This window comes from Streptomyces sp. NPDC104313, assembly GCF_055583985.1.
This window is the reverse complement of record NZ_JBVJMW010000006.1, coordinates 366,383-382,194: the sequence shown is the minus strand read 5'-3', so window position 1 is coordinate 382,194 and position 15,812 is coordinate 366,383. Positions and strand designations below refer to the sequence as shown.

15 protein-coding genes are annotated in these 15,812 nt (G+C 70.4%); 2 read left to right on the top strand and 13 right to left on the bottom strand.

The window, feature by feature from the left end:
- Positions 1-52 precede the first annotated feature (52 nt).
- The 10 genes from rsrA to ACZ60Q_RS17350 all read right to left on the bottom strand — a co-directional run bounded on the left by rsrA (position 53) and on the right by ACZ60Q_RS17350 (position 9,802).
- A complete protein-coding gene (gene rsrA / locus ACZ60Q_RS17395) occupies positions 53-373 on the bottom strand; it encodes a mycothiol system anti-sigma-R factor (protein ID WP_469634755.1) in 321 nt (106 codons plus the stop codon).
- A complete protein-coding gene (locus ACZ60Q_RS17390) occupies positions 370-1,026 on the bottom strand; it encodes a sigma-70 family RNA polymerase sigma factor (protein WP_469634995.1) in 657 nt (218 codons plus the stop codon). The genes rsrA and ACZ60Q_RS17390 overlap by 4 nt, the downstream gene beginning before the upstream one ends.
- 327 nt (positions 1,027-1,353) lie before the next feature.
- Positions 1,354-1,995 (bottom strand): alpha/beta hydrolase family protein, encoded by a 642-nt coding sequence (locus ACZ60Q_RS17385; protein WP_469634752.1) that lies wholly within the window; start codon positions 1,993-1,995, stop codon positions 1,354-1,356.
- A gap of 87 nt (positions 1,996-2,082) precedes the next feature.
- Positions 2,083-2,898, bottom strand: a complete 816-nt coding sequence (locus ACZ60Q_RS17380; RefSeq protein ID WP_469634749.1) for an SOS response-associated peptidase — start codon at positions 2,896-2,898, stop codon at positions 2,083-2,085.
- Positions 2,899-3,051: 153 nt separating this feature from the next.
- Positions 3,052-4,257: an amino acid kinase family protein gene (locus tag ACZ60Q_RS17375; RefSeq protein WP_469634746.1), complete on the bottom strand. Its 1,206-nt coding sequence runs from the start codon at positions 4,255-4,257 to the stop codon at positions 3,052-3,054.
- Positions 4,257-5,303, bottom strand: a complete 1,047-nt coding sequence (locus tag ACZ60Q_RS17370) for an aspartate-semialdehyde dehydrogenase (protein ID WP_469634743.1) — start codon at positions 5,301-5,303, stop codon at positions 4,257-4,259. Before ACZ60Q_RS17370 ends, ACZ60Q_RS17375 begins: the two co-directional genes overlap by 1 nt.
- A gap of 34 nt (positions 5,304-5,337) precedes the next feature.
- Positions 5,338-6,312: a helix-turn-helix domain-containing protein gene (locus ACZ60Q_RS17365; protein WP_469634740.1), complete on the bottom strand. Its 975-nt coding sequence runs from the start codon at positions 6,310-6,312 to the stop codon at positions 5,338-5,340.
- Between the two features lie 62 nt (positions 6,313-6,374).
- Entirely contained in the window at positions 6,375-6,827 is a 453-nt protein-coding gene (locus ACZ60Q_RS17360) for a LuxR C-terminal-related transcriptional regulator (protein ID WP_469634737.1), read from the bottom strand.
- 158 nt (positions 6,828-6,985) lie between these two features.
- Positions 6,986-8,455, bottom strand: coding sequence for an aldehyde dehydrogenase family protein (locus tag ACZ60Q_RS17355; protein WP_469634734.1), 1,470 nt, complete (start codon positions 8,453-8,455; stop codon positions 6,986-6,988).
- A gap of 36 nt (positions 8,456-8,491) precedes the next feature.
- Positions 8,492-9,802: a hydroxyacid-oxoacid transhydrogenase gene (locus ACZ60Q_RS17350; RefSeq protein WP_469634731.1), complete on the bottom strand. Its 1,311-nt coding sequence runs from the start codon at positions 9,800-9,802 to the stop codon at positions 8,492-8,494.
- A 566-nt stretch (positions 9,803-10,368) separates the two neighbouring features.
- On the opposite strand from ACZ60Q_RS17350, the gene ACZ60Q_RS17345 reads away from it, so the two are divergent.
- A complete protein-coding gene (locus ACZ60Q_RS17345) occupies positions 10,369-11,682 on the top strand; it encodes an MFS transporter (RefSeq protein WP_469634728.1) in 1,314 nt (437 codons plus the stop codon).
- 81 nt (positions 11,683-11,763) lie between these two features.
- Positions 11,764-13,008 (top strand): ATP-grasp domain-containing protein, encoded by a 1,245-nt coding sequence (locus ACZ60Q_RS17340; RefSeq protein ID WP_469634725.1) that lies wholly within the window; start codon positions 11,764-11,766, stop codon positions 13,006-13,008.
- A gap of 99 nt (positions 13,009-13,107) precedes the next feature.
- Here the strand turns inward: ACZ60Q_RS17340 and ACZ60Q_RS17335 are convergent, their stop codons facing one another.
- From ACZ60Q_RS17335 to ACZ60Q_RS17325, 3 genes are all read right to left on the bottom strand, one after another.
- The gene (locus ACZ60Q_RS17335; RefSeq protein ID WP_469634723.1) at positions 13,108-14,196 is read right to left on the bottom strand and encodes a M14 family metallopeptidase; all 1,089 of its coding nucleotides are present in this window, start codon (positions 14,194-14,196) and stop codon (positions 13,108-13,110) included.
- A gap of 90 nt (positions 14,197-14,286) precedes the next feature.
- Entirely contained in the window at positions 14,287-15,051 is a 765-nt protein-coding gene (locus tag ACZ60Q_RS17330; RefSeq protein ID WP_469634720.1) for a hypothetical protein, read from the bottom strand.
- Between the two features lie 10 nt (positions 15,052-15,061).
- A complete protein-coding gene (locus ACZ60Q_RS17325) occupies positions 15,062-15,790 on the bottom strand; it encodes a hypothetical protein (RefSeq protein ID WP_469634717.1) in 729 nt (242 codons plus the stop codon).
- Between the last annotated feature and the right edge of the window lie 22 nt (positions 15,791-15,812).

The window sequence follows — 15,812 nt, the reverse complement described above, 5'->3', positions numbered from 1 at the left end:
ACAGCGGCCGTCCCACCGGACCTCGGGGATCCGCCGGAGTATCTGCGGGTGACTACTCGGCGGCGGACGCCGACCGGTCGGTGTCCTGCGCGGTCAGATCCTGCTCGGGCACGGCCTCGCCGGCCCGGATCAGGTCGATCCGGCCCATCACCTTGGAACGCAGGTCGGTAGGGACGTCGTCCTGTCCGCAGCAGCGCTTGACCAGCTTCTTCACGGCCTCTTCGAGACCGTACTTCTCCAGGCACGGGGAGCACTCCTCGAAGTGCACCTCGAACTTGGTGCAGTCGCCCTCGGGCATCTCCCGGTCGAGAAACTCGTAGAGATGGTCGAGGACCTCCGAGCAATCCGTCTCGTGCGGCTCTCCGCAGCTCATGAGGCCGAGCCCTTCCGATCGTCCGACTCACCGGTGCCGGCCGCGACGAGCCCGCGCTCACGGGCGTAGTCCTCCAGCATGCCGCGCAGCTGGCGGCGGCCGCGGTGCAGCCGGGACATCACCGTACCGATGGGAGTCCCCATGATGTCCGCGATCTCCTTGTAGGCAAAGCCCTCGACATCGGCGAGATACACGGCGATGCGGAACTCCTCGGGAATCGCCTGGAGCGCCGACTTCACGTCGGAGTCCGGGAGATGGTCGAGCGCCTGGGACTCCGCCGAGCGCAGACCGGTCGACATGTGCGACTCGGCCCGTGCCAGCTGCCAGTCCTCGATCTCCTCGGCTGCGCTGCGCTGGGGCTCCCGCTGCTTCTTGCGGTACGAGTTGATGAAGGTGTTGGTGAGGATGCGGTACATCCACGCCTTGAGGTTGGTGCCCTCACGGAACTGGTGGAAGGAGCCGTACGCCTTCGCGTACGTCTCCTGGACCAGGTCCTCGGCATCGGCCGGGTTACGCGTCATGCGCAGCGCGGCCGAGTACATCTGGTCGAGAAAGCCGAGGGCGTCCCGCTCGAAGCGCGCGTTGCGCTCGGCGGGCGTCTCCGGTGCACGGCCGTCGTCGGGCCCTGTGTCGGTCCCAGTGACCGGACCCACCTCCTCCAACGATGTGGCGGAGCCGAAACCGGACCCGCTCGCATCGGAGAATAGTCGACCTTGCTCGGAGACGGGCGCTCGATCAGCGCCGCCCGGCGGGCGCTCGTGGCCGGTCCTCGCCGCGCGCAGCACCGTCCACTCCAGATCAGCGGCGTTCGAGCGGCTGGGGCAGATGGTCGATCCCATGCGACGGACTCCCTCTCCACGTACGACGTATCCGTATCGACGTCCTTGCACCGACGTCCCGAACAACAGCGCCCCCGCGCGGAGCATTCCCGGGGCCTGTGCCATGTGCGTGAGGCCCGGGTCACCCCCAGGCGGATCCGGTCATCCGAGTGACGCGATCCACCCGGCCACCGCGTCGGTGAGGACGCCCATCGTCTGCTCCTCGGTCGCCCCGGACCTCTTCGGCACCGCGAACCCGTGGTCGCCGTGGTCCACTTCGGCCAGCTCGTACGGACCGGGCGGAAACTCCTCGGGCCGGCCGAACGGATCGTTGCCGCCCTGCACCACCAGCGTGGGCACACCCGCCCCCAGCAGTTCGTCGGCGCGGGACTTCTCGGGCCGGCCCGGAGGGTGCAGCGGAAAGCTGAGCGCGAGGACGGCGACCGCGCCCAGCTCCGTCGCCGTACGGCAGGCGACCCTGGCCCCGGCGCTGCGGCCCCCGGAGACGACGGGAAGCCCGGGAGCGGCCAGGGCGGGCCACAGACCGCGCCAACCGGTGTCCAGGGTCTTCGGGGCGGGCGCGACCTTCCTGCCGGCCACCCGCCAGGGCTGCTCCACCAGGGCGACGGTGACGCCGCGCCCCGGCAGGGCGGCGGCCAGGGCCCTCAGATCGCGGGCCTCGATGCCGCCGCCCGCCCCGTGGCCCACGGCCAGCACGAGGCGGGGCGCGGGCGCGGGGACCCAGGTGATCCGGGCCTCACCGGCGTCGGTGGTGACGTTCTGCGTACGTGGTTGACGACTCACCGCGCCATCCTCTCCCGCGCCGCGCCCAGATCTCGCGCGCCGCCCAGGACAGCTCCCGCGCCGTTCGGAACAGCTCCCGCGCGCCGTTCAGAACAGCGTGGACTCCTCCGGCGCGGCCAGCTCCTGGAGCAGTTCGGGTCCGTTGTTGCGGACGTTGCTGACGGTGGTGGCGACCGGATAGGCACGCATCAGCCCACCGGGCGGCGGCTCCAGCAGCGCGCGCAGTTCGTCGAGGCCCGTGTGTGTTGGGTCCAGCCAGGTGTCCCAGCGGTCGGGGGTGAGCATCAGCGGCATCCGGGGGTGGATGTCGGCGAGCGCGCCGGGCCCCTCGGCGGGGGCGACGGCCAACGGTGTGGTCTCCGCCTCGGTGGTGATCACCGAGCAGGTCACCCACCAGGCGTTCTCGTGGTCGCCGGGCAGTGTCGCGTCGCGCCAGAACTCGTACAGTCCGGCCATCGCGAAGACCGACCCGTCGGCGGGGGTCACGAAGTACGGCTGCTTGCGGGCCCGCTTCCTGCCCTTCTTCTCCTCCAGCTGCCGTTCCTCCGAGCCGGTGACCCACTCGTAGTAGCCGTCGGCGGGCAGGATGCAGCGACGCTGGGCGAAGGCGCGGCGGAAGGAGGGCTTCTCGTGCACGGTCTCCGCACGGGCGTTGATCAGCCGGGCGGCGCCTTCGGGAGTCTTCGCCCAGGACGGCACGAGTCCCCATTTCAGGGCACGCAGCTGACGAACCGGACGCTGGTCGTCGGCGTCCTTAACAGGCCGCTCCAGAACGGCGTAGACCTCTTTGGTCGGCGCCACGTTCCAGTCCTGCTCCAGGGCCTCGGTGGGTTCCCACCTCTCGACGCCGAAGAGCCCGGCCAGGTCCTCGCCTCGCCGGCTCGCCGCGTACCGTCCACACATCTCGATCCACCCATCCGAACCGCGGGAACACGAACCGCGGGAACAAGAACCGCGGAAAACACCCGGTGCTCCGGTGTCCCGGCCGTCGGGACACGTCCAAGAGTGACAGCACCGGCCGGGTGCGGGAAAGGAGATCCCCGTCTCCCGATCCGGTCAGTCCGCCCCCTTCCTCCCGGGAGCGGAGGCAGCGGCCGGGGCCGTTCGGACCAGGACGTCGCTGTGCGGGGAACGGGCCTTGGGGGGCGGGGCGGAGGCCGGCCGCACGGCGCCCACGAGGTCCGGGTACAGCAGCACATGACGCCTGCGAGCCTCGGCCGCGGCGTCGGAGCGCGGCACCACGGTGTGTTCGACAGCTCCGTCCGCCCTCAGCGTGGTGACCAGACACCGGTTGTCGAGGCGGCGCGCGGTCCGCAGGTGCCGGGCCGCGCCCCGGGCTCCGGCCGGAACCGTCAGGCACCTCTCGCCCGCGGTCTCGAATCCGGTGGTCTCCAGTCCCTCGGCCCGCAGCAGTCCCTCCGCCGTCCGACGTTCCCCGGCCGACCGGAAAACCCACACGTCGCCGCCCTGGTGCACGACGACCGCGGCGGCCTCCGGGCCCTCCCCCACGACGGTCCCGTCCCCGGGGTCCTCACTCCAGGGAAAGGGCCGGCAGAGCAGACGCACCCCCGCGCGCTCCGCCCGGTCCACGGCACGCTCGTGGACCACCTTGGCGCCATGGCGGGACATCCGGCGGACCCCCTCGTAGCTGATCCGGGAGAGGGTGCGGGCCTCCGGCACCAGGTAGGGATCGGCGGTGCACACCCCGGGCACGTCGGAGAAGAGCTCACAGGTACCGGAGCCCAGGGCCGCCGCCAGCGCCGCCGCCGAGAGGTCCGAGCTGTTGCGGCCCAGCATGACGGTCCGCCCGGCCGGATCGACCGCCTGGCCGCCGGGGACCACCGCCACCCGGCAGTCGGCCAACGCGGCGGACAGCGCGGCGGGACTGGCCGAGGTCAGCTCCGCCCGGTCGCCGTGCCCCTCGGCGAGGAGCCCGGTGCCCGCCGCCGGGACGGGGCACGCGGGCAGGCCCTCGGCGTGCAGGGCGGCCGTGAGCAGGGCGACGCTGACCGTCTCACCGGTGGTCAGGAGCATCGCGGCGGCAGACGCCGGCGGGTCGGCGGAGAGAGCGTCCAGGGTCTGCTGGAGCCTGCCCGTCGTACCGGACATCGCGCTCACCACGACGACCAGCGGGCGGCGCTCCTCGCCGCTGCGGCCCACCAGGTAGCGGGCCACCCGGTGGTATCCGTCGAGGTCCGCGAAGGCCGAGCCGCCGAACTTCAGCACCAGCGGACGGCTGCCGGGTGTGCGAGGACCGGTCATCACAGCCACCCGTTCTTCGCCGCGAGTGCCACGATGTTCAACGCGTTCAGGGCGGCCCCCACCCACAGGTTGTCCGCGACCACCCACAGGGCCGCCGCGTGGCTGTCCTCCGGCTCGACGCGGATGCGGCCGACGTGGACCAGGGCCCGGTCCTCGGACCGGGCGAAGACCGTGCGGGGCGTCGGGTACGAGGGACTGTCCGACCGGCCGTGGACACGCAGTCCGGGCGTCGCGGCCAGGGCGGCCACGACGGACTCGGTCGTGACCGGCTCGCGCAGCCGGATGTGCACGGCCTCGGAGTGGCAGTCGAAGACCGGTACCCGCACCGCCGTGGCGCTCACCCGGAGCTCCGGCAGGCCCAGGATCTTGCGTGGCTCGCGGACCAGTTTGCGTTCCTCGTGGGTGAGTCCGGAAGCATCCAGCAGGCCTATCTCGGGGACGAGGTCGAAGGAGAGCGGCTGCCCGAAGCGCCCGCCCGGAGCGCCCTGGGCCCGGGGATCGTCCAGGATGGCCCGGGACCCCTCCGCCAGCTCGCGCAGGCCTCGCAGACCGCCACCGGACGCCGCCTGGTAGGTCGCCACCACGACGCTTTCCAGACCCGCCAGTTCATGCAACGGGTGGAGGGCGCGAACCAGCTGGATGGTCGAGCAGTTGGGGTTGGCCACGAGCCCGCACTCCGGCCGGTCGGCGAGCGCACCGGGGTTGACCTGCGGAACCACCAGAGGGACGTCCGAGCGCATCCGGAAGAACGAACTGTTGTCGACGACCAGCACCCCGGCCGAGGCGAGCCGCTCGGCCTCCCGGCCACTGACCTCAGCGCCCGCGGAGAACACGGCGACGTCCAGGCCCCGGGGGTCCAGGTCGTCGAGGGTGACGAGGTCGGCCATCGGCAGGGAAACCCCCAGCTCGGCGGCCAGGTCCCGGCCCACGCTGCGCTCCGATCCGACCGGCACCACCTGTTCCACGGGCAGGATCCCGCCGTCGAGCAGGGTCAGGCACTCCCGGCCCACGGCTCCGGTGGCTCCCACTATCGCGATGCGCAGCATGCGTCGTCCTCCCGTTTCGGCCCCGGGCCGGGGCTCAGTACGTGGTCGTGTCGGGTGAGCGGCCCCGAAAGGCGCGCCGGTACGCGTTGGGGGTGGTGCCCAGCGAGCGGACGAACTGGTGCCGCAGCGCGGCGGCGTTGGGGAATCCCGTACGGACCGCCACGGCCTCCATGGTCGCGTCGGTGTTCTCCAGTAGCTGCTGGGCGCCCAGCAGCCGCTGGGCCAGCAACCAGCGGTAGGGGGTGGTCCCCGTCTCCATCCGGAAGCGGCGGGCGAAGGTGCGCGGCGACATACAGGCCAGCGCCGACAGCTGGTCGACGCTGATCTCCTGGGCCAGGTGCTGCTCGGCCCAGGCCAGCGCCAGGCTCACACCGCCTTCCCCGAAGTGCGCTACGGGCCGTTCGATGTACTGGGCCTGGCCGCCCTCCCGGTGCGGGGGCACCACCATCCGCCGGGCGATGGCGTTGGCCACGTCGCTGCCCTGGAGCTTGCGCACCAGGTGGAGACAGGCGTCGATGCCGGCGGAGGTGCCGGCCGAGGTCAGGATCGGGTCTTCGTCGACGTAGAGCACCCCTGGTTCGACCTCCGCCTTGGGGTAGCGCTCGGCGAGTGCGTCGGCGTACCTCCAGTGTGTGGTGCAGCGCCGTCCGTCGAGCAACCCGGCGGCGCCCAGGACGAAGGCGCCGACGCAGACGCTGACCACCCGTGCTCCGCGGGCCACCGCCTGGCGCAGGGCCTCCAGAAGGGCGGGCGGAAAGTCCCGGGTGTGGAAGTCGTCCCCGACAGGGATGGCGATGAGGTCGGCGGCGTCCAGCCGGTCGAGCCCGTGGGGGGTACTGATGGTGAACCCGGGTACCGCCCGCACGGACGAGGACTCCGCGGCGACGAGTGCGAAATCGTAGCCGGGCAGCCCTTCCTCCTGGCGGTCGATCCCGAATACTTCGCACACGACACCCAGCTCGAACGGATGCACGTTGTCGAGCAGCACTGCGGCTACGTTCTTCAGCATGAGGCCCAATGTGGCAGTAAACCATGGGCATCTGACAGCCCATCTGCTGTTTCTTGTCCGAATCAGCCCTCATACTCATGGCATGGCCCTGAAGCAGCCGGCAGTCGTTCGCCCGTACCGACAGCAACGAAGTTGTCGTCGAAAGACGCGCCAATGTGTATGAATCCGCAACGAATTCCCATGACCACGGCCTGAGTTCGGTCGGATGCCCCGATCTTCGCGAAGACGGCGGACAAGTGGTTCTTCACCGTCTTCTCGGATATGCCGAGTTCCCTCGCCACCTGCCGATTCGAATTCCCCTGCGCGATGAGCACGAGAATCTCGCGCTCGCGGGTCGTCAGCAGTGCGAGCGCCTCCCTGGCCTCCAGGAGCCCGTCGGAGGAGCCCGGACGAGCGGGGGCGGCCCGAAGGTCCTCGTGCAACCGCACCTGCGCTTCGAGCGCGCCCCGCATGTCATCGAGCGCCTTCTGCGCCTTGGTGACGATCTCGGCGAGGGCCGCGGCGGGCCGCGCCACGGCTCCACAGAACGGGCACGGCCGATGGTCTCTCACCGCCACGGCCGGACCTCTCGCAACTTGGGACATCAGATGAACTCCCTGCACCGAAGTGGATGGAACGAATCGCTCTTCTCCTCAAGAACCGGGGGGCGGTTCGGGCGCCCGGGTGCGAGGGGTCAGGAAGACAGCCGTGCGTGAATCGCCACGGTCTTGCACCGGGTGTATTCACGCAGTGCCTCCAGGCCCTTCTCCACTCCCACCCCCGAACGCCGATAGCCGCCGAACGGCAGCTCGACCCCTCCGGCCGCGCTGTAGTTGTTGACGAACACCTGCCCCACCCGCAACCGCTGGGCGAGCCAGTGGGCGACCGTCACATCACGAGTCCAGATACCGGCGGCCAGACCGTACGTGGTGTGTTCCGCGAGTGCGACCGCCTCGTCCATCGAGTCGAACACGGACACGCTCAGGACCGGACCGAATATCTCCTCGTTGAAAATCCGGTGCTTCGGGGTCACGCCGTCGAGGAGGGTGGGCTCCACATAGAAGCCCTCGGCGTACGCCGCCCCCTCGGGTACGCCGCCGCCCGCGCGGACCTCGATGCCGCCGCCGCGCACCTCTGCCAGGTACCCGAGGACTCTGCTCCGCTGCTTTGCCGAGATGAGCGGGCCCATGTCGGGGTCATCGACCCCCGCGCCGAGGCGCAGGGAACGAAACCTCTCGGCGAGCGCGGAGACCAGTTCGTCGTGGACGGAGCGGTGGACGAGCAGCCGGCTCCCGGCCGAGCAGTTCTGTCCGGCGTGCTCGGTGATCGACTCCACGATCTGCGGCACCGCCAGCGCGGCGTCGTAGTCGGGGAGTACGAGATGCGGCGACTTCCCGCCGAGTTCCAGCGTGACCGGCACGATGTTCCGTGCCGCCGCCGTCATCACGGCCTCGCCGGCCTCCCGCGAGCCGGTGAAGGCGAGGCGGTCCAGGTCGGGATGGGCGGCCAGTGCGGCTCCCGCCTCGTCCCCGTATCCCGGGACGACGTTCAGGGCCCCCGCGGGGAGACCTGCCTCCTCGACGATCTCGGCCAGCCGGAGCGACGTCAGGGGCGCGTCCTCGGCCGGCTTGAGGACACAGCAGTTGCCGGCCGCGAGCGCGGGCGCCAGAGTCCTCGCGGCGATCTGGAGCGGGTAGTTCCAGGGAATGATGTGCCCACACACTCCGTAGGGTTCGCGCAGGGTGAAGGCGAGCCGGTCGGGCTGCTGCTGGATCGTCTCCCCGCCCAGTGCCTCCAGGGCGTTGGCGTAGAACTCGAAGTACCGGGCGGCGACATCGGCGTCGGCCAGCGACTGGCTGAGCGGCTTGCCCGTGTCGAGCGTCTCCAGGCGGGCCAGCTCCTGGCGCCGGGCGCGCAGGCCCCCGGCGATGCGGTGACAGATACCGGAGCGCTCCACCGGCGAGGTGAACCGCCAGGTCCTCTCGTAGACATTCCTGGCGGCCTCCACCGCCGACCGGACCTCGGCCGAGCCGCAGCGGGCCACCCGCGCGAAGGGCCGGGCGGTCGCCGGGTCGAGGACGTCGATCCAGCGCGCCGTCGGCACCTTCTTCCCCGCGATGACAGCCGGGCACTTTGGCAACTCTGCTTCGCTCGCGTGCCTCATCCGACTCCTTGCGTGGTGAGGAGCACTGCTCCGGTGTCAGCCGGTCATCGAGTCGACGATCACCCTGCGGAGGTCGTCCGCGGTGACGTCGCGCGGACAACACACCAGCAGACGCTGTTGTTTGAGCGCTCCTTCGACGAGTTCGGGCAGGTCCTTCGTGGTGTATCCGAAGTCCTTCAGCCCGGTGGGCCCCCCGGTGTCGGCCACGATGCTCCGCAACGTGGCCGGAAGGACGTCCGAGCCGTTGGCCTCGGTCACCCCGTTGAGATTCGCCCCCAGCAGCTCGGCCGCCCTCAGGTGCCTTGCCGGCGATGTCGGGTACGTGAACGCGAAGGCGGCCGCCGCGGTGGAGACGACCGCGGCCCCGTGCGGCACCATCGCGTGCCCGACCTCGTAACCCTGCGGCCGGTAGTCACGGACCAGCCCCGCCACCGGATAGGCGCAGGCATGGGGAATATGGGTACCGGCATTGCCGAACCCCATCCCGGCGAAGCTCGCCGCCCTGCTCATTCCCGTACGCGCCTGGAGATCGTCCGGGTTGAGCACAGCCCGCCTGAGGTAGCGGCCCACCAACCGCAACGCCTGCTCCGCCCAGACGTCACTGATCGGGTTGGCCCCGATGTACAACGGACGGTCCTGAGGCGTCGCGTACGCGGGCCGCCGGTCGAAGGCTCGGGCCGTGTACGACTCACAGGCGTGCGTCAGGACGTCGTACCCCGAGGCCGCGGTGACCGCCGGCGGCAGGGACAGGGTGTTCGCCGGGTCGACCAGCGCCAGCGAGGGCAGCAGCCGCGGATCGCTGATGCCGGTCTTCACGTTCAGGCCCGTGACCCCGAGGGCGACCATGGCGGTGCACTCGCTGCCGCTGCCGGCCGTGGTGGGCACGGCCACCAGTGGTTTGAGGGGGCCGGGAACCCGGACTCCGGCCCCGATCGGGGCGTTCAGGTAGTCGCGTACCGGGCGGCCGGGATGGCTGAGCAGGAGGTTCAGCATCTTGGCGGTGTCGATCGAGCTGCCGCCGCCCAGACCCACATAGCCGTCCACCTGGAGGGATCCCAGCTCGCGGGCCGCCTCGGCGCAGCTTTCGTCGGTGGGTTCCACGCGGGCCCGGTCGAAGACCGTGACCTCGATCCCCTCCTGCTCGATCAGCTCGGCGACTCGCGCGGGCAGTCCGAGACCGGCGAGAACGGGATCGGTCACCAACAGCACCGATGCGATCTCGGCGCTGCGCAATGCGAAGCCGATCTCCCGGGTGGCGCCGACACCGAATTTCAGCGGTGGGGCCTTCCAGTCGATTATTCGTTCCCGTTCGGGTACTGCTCCACCGCCCCAACCAGACAGCATCATTGCCCGCCTCTGTTTTCATGGAATGAATCGAGAAGTGCGAATGAAATACAGTGAACGAACAGCGGAGCCCCCCCGGGCAAACCTCGGCCGACTTCATGAACGGGCACCGCCGTTCACTTCTACGCGGCCGGACGAGGCCTCATATTAGCCAGTCGCTTTCCGTGCAGCCATAGGACCGGAGTCCTATGGCCGAATCAGTCAGTCCCGGCGCGGCGAACCCGGTGTCCTCCTTCCCGGTCGCGCGGCGGAGGACCGGAATCCGGTGGCCGCACATGATGCGGAGGGCTCGGGGTCCCGCGCCTCGGAAACAGCGTCCGACCTGGTGACCCATGGGCCTCGCGGGTGTTCGCCGCGGCGGCCACCCGGTCGCGTCCGGGGCCCGAAGATCCGCGGCAACGCCTCCGCGGCAGGAACCAGTTCCAGCCTTCCGGGCGCCCGTCCGCCTCCGGGAAACGGGCCGGGTGCGGCGGGGCCCGCCCGGCACGCTGGGCCGGTGGCGGTAATTCGGTGTTCCTTGTCAGTACCGTCACTGTTGCCCTCGCGACTCCTTCCGCAGAGTGAGTCGCATGGCACAGGACAACGCGACGAAACCGTCGAGCGGGGCCGGGAAACAGCACGCGGGAGTGCGGCAGGTCTGGCGCGAGTCGCCGGCGGCGGTGAAGTCCCTGCTGGCCGGCACGATGATCAACCGGCTCGGCGGCTTCGTCCAGGTGTTCATGGTGCTGTACCTGACCCATCGCGGGTTCTCCGACACCCAGGCCGGTGCGGCCCTCGGCGTGTACGGCGCGGGGGCCGTGGTCGGGACCCTGGTCGGGGGCTGGATGTCCGACCGGCTCGGACCGCGGCTGACGATCGTGTCCACCCTGCTGGGCTCGGCGGTACTGCTGCCCTGCGTTCTCTATCTGGACAGCTACGCGGCCATCCTCGCCGTCATCGCCATCAGCGGCGCGGCGAGTCTGGCCTACCAGCCGGCCTCCACCAGCATGATCAGCGACCTCACCCCGCCCGAACGCCACATGATGATCTTCGCCATGGGGCGGCTGGCGATCAACCTCGGCAGCACGATCGCGCCCCTGTTGGGCGCGGCACTCGTCAAGATCTCCTGGGACTTCCTGTTCTGGGGGGAAGCCCTGGCGGTGGTGGTCTTCTCCGCGGTCGCCGCGACCACGCTGCCGCGCGGCGCGGCGAAGGGCCCGGCGAAGGACGGAGCGGGGGACAGCGAGAAGGACGCCCCGAGGTCCTCGTATCTGGCGGTTCTGGCCGACCGCCGGTACCTGATGTTCCTGCTGGCCATGTTCGTCAGTTCCGTCATCTACATCCAGCACATCGCGGCCCTGCCGCTGACCGTGAAGCATCTCGGTATGGGGGTCGAGGTCTACGCGGCGCTGATCGCGCTGAACGGCCTTCTGGTCATCACCTGCGAACTCCTCGTCGCCAAGGTGGTGCAGCGCTGGGCGATGCGGACGGCCGTGATCCTGGGTGTGCTGCTGACCGGCATCGGCATGAGCATGTACGCCCTGCCCTGGGGTCTGGCCGCGCTGGTGATCGCCACCCTCGTCTGGTCGCTCGGGGAGATCATCGGCTATCCGTCCCTGTTCTTCGCCTATCCGGCGCAGGCGGGCCCCGAAGGGCTGCGGGGACGCTATCTGGGAGCTTCGAACGCGCTGTACGGACTAGGCAGCGCGATCGGGCCGTTCGTCGGCGTGATGATCTGGAATCGCTTCGAGGAGGGCCTGTGGATCCTCTGCGGAGTGGTGGGACTCCTGGCTGGGGCCGCCGCGTGGGGCGGTGTACGGCCGTCCACCGTGGCGGACGAGGTCGAGAAGGACGGTCTCGGTGACGCCGGAACCGCCGACGCCGGGGTCCGGGCGGGGCCCTGAGGTGCGGCCCGTGGAGCCGCGTGGATACGCGCGACGGGCCGGCGGGAAAGCAGTGGGACCCATCGTAGAAGGGGAAGCAAGATGCCACGCCATGTAATCCTGGTCGATCCCTATTCCGAGGCTGCCGAATACGCGAACGCCTTTCGGGAGCGGGGCGTCGAATCGGTGGCGGTACTGAGCACGCCGGCGCCACTGAAATCGTATCTGCACGGCTGGAAACCCGAGACTTTCGCTGCGACGCATTTCCACGACGGCGACTTCGCGAAGCTCACGAGAATCGTGCGCGGCTATGACCCGATCGCCATCATCCCGGGGAATGAGCACGGGGTCAGGCTCGTGGACGCGCTGATCGAGGAGCTGGCACCGGGGACGGGAAACGACCCCGAACTGTCCGCGGCACGCCGGGACAAGTGGCCCATGGTCCAGGCCGTGGCGGAGGCGGGCATTCCCCACCTTCGTACGTTCGCCGCGGAGACCGAGCAGGAGGCGGCCGACTGGTTGCGGGAGGCCGGTCTGGAGGGTCGGGCCCTGGTGCTCAAGCCCCGGTGCAGCGGGGGGACCGACGGTGTGCACAAGGTGGAGGCCGGCGAGGACTGGCGGCCACCCTTCCGGCGGCTGCTGGGCTCCACCAACATGTTCGACCTGACCAACGACAGCATTCTGCTCCAGGAGTTCGCGGCGGGGACCGAGTTCGTCGTGGACACGTACTCCGTCGACGGGAGGCTCGGCCTGGCGGCCGTGGTCCGGTACAGCAAGTCGTCGCGGGGAGATCGCATCGGGGTCTACGACGCGGAGGACTACCTCCTGCCCGGTGATCCGCTGGTCGGCGTTCTGGAGTCCTATACGCGGCGGGTCGCCCGCGCGGTCGGTATCCGTACGGGATGCACACACACCGAGATCATGCTGACGGACCGCGGTCCCCGGCTGATCGAGATCGCGGCGCGCCTCGACGGGGGCTGCGCGCAGCAGGCCGCACGGCTCGCGACCGGAGACTCCCAGATCGACCGCGCCGTGCGGCACCATCTGGACTCCGTCTTCGTCCCCGGGTTCGAGATCGTGCGGCCCACCCGGGTGGCATGGCTCTCCGCGGCGAACAGCGGCACCATGCGCAATGCGGAGGTGCTCGACGCGATGCGCGAGCTGACCTCCTTCCAGAAGCTGGGCTGTCGCTACCCGAACGGTTCCCGCGTGCCGAAGACCGAGGACCTCTTCACCACTCTGGGCTGGGTGCTGCTCTCCGCCCCCGACCAGGAGGTGCTCGATCAGGACACCCAGCAGGTGCGGGAGATCGAGGCGAAGGTGGTGATCGATCCGCCGGCCTCCTGACGCCGGCCACGGCGCCGTGGAACCGGTGGTGCCCCGACACCGGTTCCACGGCGCCCTGCGCGGTGCCGCGCGCCTCCCCGAGGGGGCGCGCCTCCCGGGCTACCCGCGCCCGGTGTCCGCGAGGCCGACGAGGGCCTGGGCGAAGACCTCGCGCGCCCGTTCGAGCACCTGCTCGCACCAGCGGGCGTCGTCCGTGGGACAGAAGGCCTCGCGGATCAGCCGCTTGCGGTCCGAGCGGACGGCTTCGGCCGGCGGACAGGCCCGGTGCAGTGCGGTGTCGGCGCACAGCGCCAGGAGCACCGCCGGGCCGGGCTGGGTGCCGAACTCCAGGGTGATCGCGGTGAGCCGGCCGTCCGCGCCCAGGCCGTCCGCCACCGCCGTCGCCGTGTTGCCCACGATCGGCGTGGAGGAGGACGTGCCGTGCTCCGACGCGGTGAGCGCGTCGCCGTACCAACGGCGGGCCCGCTGGTAGGCGTCGGCGTCCGGACCGCCGCGGAAGATGGGTTCGCCCACGCCGCGCTCGCCGAGTCCGGTGTGCAGGTCGATGTAGCCGATGTCGGCGGCCCCGGTGATCTGCTCGGCCACCACGGTCCGGAACACCTGCCGGGACCAGACCGGTGCGTCTCCCCCGTAGAACAGGCCATCGGGGTGGCGGTACTGGCCCCGGGTGACGGCCTCCTGCAGCCGCTCCGGGCCGAGCCGGCCCCGCAGTGCCGTGAGGTTCGCCAACAGTTCGGCGTCGTCGGCGGCCCCCAGCAGGGTGCCGTGCACGGCGTCGTAGGCGTCGTTGTGGGGCGGGGCGTCGTGGTCGACGAAGTTCCGGTTGAGGTCGACGTTGTCCTCGTTGACCCGCCGCAGGTAGGCGAAGCCGTAGGGGTTGAGCGCGTGGACGAGCAGGACACCGGTCGAGGGCCCGACGGCCGCCTTCGCGACGCCTTCCCGCAACAGGATCCCGGTCTGACAGGCCGAACCGGCGAAGCCCTCGATCCCGTGGGTCCCGGATACGGTCACCAGGAGCTTGGCCGGGTCGGGCGGCCCCAGGTAGGCGGTGTCGACGCGGAGTTCGCCCCCGTCGGGCCCGCGGTGTCCGGGCAGGGTGAAGGTTCTCAGGCGCGCGCCGGCCTCCTCGGCGGCGCCCAGGAAGCCGGCGCGGGCCCGGGGGTAGTCGAGGGGAAAGGTGTCTGCCATGCTGCCTCGCGTTCTGGGGGTCACTGAGGTCGGTCGCGGGCGACGGCCCCCGGGCCCCGGCAGGGCCTGCCGGGCCCGGGGGCCGTCGAGTCAGCTCCGCGCGGATGGCGAGCGCACGCCCAGGGCCGTGAGGATCGAGCCTGCCGCCGCCGGGGTGGGCACGTGCAGCAGGCAGAGGACCCGGTCACCTGGTTCGGTGTGTTCGGCGAAGTACCGGTTTGCCTCGGGGACATGGCTCAGCGGCCGTTCCCGGTAGAGGTCGAGGGGACGGCCGATACCCGGGATGACCCCGCGCGTCGGGTCGAACACCGCCCGGGGAGCGAGGGCGGCAGCCACCTCGGCCGCCAGGGCGGACCGGCTGTCGTCCTTGCCCGAGAGGTCCGGGTACAGGGCGGTGTCCGGATGACCGCTGAACGCCGACATCGCGCAGTGCACCACGGGGTTGTACGTCTTGAGCGCGATGACCTCGGGGAACGGGTGGCCCTCGGCGAGCAGCTGGTCGAAGTGCAACGCCCAGCTCTCCTTGAACACCGTGCCGTTGCGGTAGGCGTCGCCCACGAACTGGATCATGGTGTGCAGACACGGCCGTCCCGACGGGATCTCCACCCAGCGGGAGGTGAGCAGCGTGACCACCCGGTCCTGCTCCCGGTCCACTCCGACGACGATGTGATCGGCCTCGGTCAGCATCTCGCGGCGGAGCGTGAACAGCTGTCGGGCCCGCAGGCCCGGCATGGCGAGGACCAGGCCGTCCACGATGCGCTTCTCGGTCTCGGTCGCCAGATCCCGGCCGGGCGGCAGGGCCAGTAGCTCCACTCCCCGCCGCCCGGTGGGCCGCCCCGCGTGGTCTTCGCTCACCTCCGCCCGCTCAGGCCTCGGTCGCCGTGGGCAGCGGAATCTGTGTATCGCTCCTGCCGAGCACGGTGAGCTGGTGCAGTTCCACGAAGTACAGCTTCCACAGCCAGTAGACGTGGTCGAGGTGTTCGAGGACCTTCCGCTCGTCGGCCTCCGATGCGATCAGCGTGGACAGCACCCGCCACACGAAGTCGTCGTGGTCGTCGTCGAGGTCGGTGTTGACGTGGGCGCGGGCGCCCTTGACCTGCTCCTCGCCGAGGACGTCGCCCAGGTTGTCCAGCCACTCGGGCTGGGTGCGCGTGGTGACGTACTCGACGAAGTAGACGCTGGTGATCAGCGCCAGCGGGCTGTCCTCGAACTCCATTCCGTACTGCAGGTATCCGGTGAGCAGTTTGGTGGAGAGGAGTGGCTCCGTGGAGTAGATCTGGTCCTTGGTGACCCCGACCTTGGCGAGGTCGGCGGCGAAGAGCCGGTCGTGCAGCATCTCGTCGTCGGTGTAGTGCGCCCATGCCTTGGCCTGCACCGGGTCCACCTTGGTGAAGTACTTGATGGCCAGCGCGTCCACGGTCCGCTTGCGGCGGAGCCGCAGGATCGTCTCGATGTTGTGGCGCTTGTAGTAGTCGAGGTTCAGTTCGGCCGCGTTCCTCTGGTGCTGGGCGTAGGGAACCGTCTCGTAGAAGTCCTTGATGAAGGTGTCGAGTATCGCGTCGACCTTCGTGCGCAGTTCGGGGTTGGTCGTCATGGCGTGTGCTTCCCTTCTTGGG

Coding starts and splice junctions, on each gene's coding strand:
- rsrA (WP_469634755.1), bottom strand. CDS start 373: ATGAGCTGCGGAGAGCCGCACGAGACGGATTGCTCGGAGGTCCTCGAC.
- ACZ60Q_RS17380 (WP_469634749.1), bottom strand. CDS start 2,898: ATGTGTGGACGGTACGCGGCGAGCCGGCGAGGCGAGGACCTGGCCGGG.
- ACZ60Q_RS17375 (WP_469634746.1), bottom strand. CDS start 4,257: ATGACCGGTCCTCGCACACCCGGCAGCCGTCCGCTGGTGCTGAAGTTC.
- ACZ60Q_RS17370 (WP_469634743.1), bottom strand. CDS start 5,303: ATGCTGCGCATCGCGATAGTGGGAGCCACCGGAGCCGTGGGCCGGGAG.
- ACZ60Q_RS17365 (WP_469634740.1), bottom strand. CDS start 6,312: ATGCTGAAGAACGTAGCCGCAGTGCTGCTCGACAACGTGCATCCGTTC.
- ACZ60Q_RS17355 (WP_469634734.1), bottom strand. CDS start 8,455: ATGAGGCACGCGAGCGAAGCAGAGTTGCCAAAGTGCCCGGCTGTCATC.
- ACZ60Q_RS17350 (WP_469634731.1), bottom strand. CDS start 9,802: ATGATGCTGTCTGGTTGGGGCGGTGGAGCAGTACCCGAACGGGAACGA.
- ACZ60Q_RS17345 (WP_469634728.1), top strand. CDS start 10,369: ATGGCACAGGACAACGCGACGAAACCGTCGAGCGGGGCCGGGAAACAG.
- ACZ60Q_RS17340 (WP_469634725.1), top strand. CDS start 11,764: ATGCCACGCCATGTAATCCTGGTCGATCCCTATTCCGAGGCTGCCGAA.
- ACZ60Q_RS17335 (WP_469634723.1), bottom strand. CDS start 14,196: ATGGCAGACACCTTTCCCCTCGACTACCCCCGGGCCCGCGCCGGCTTC.
- ACZ60Q_RS17325 (WP_469634717.1), bottom strand. CDS start 15,790: ATGACGACCAACCCCGAACTGCGCACGAAGGTCGACGCGATACTCGAC.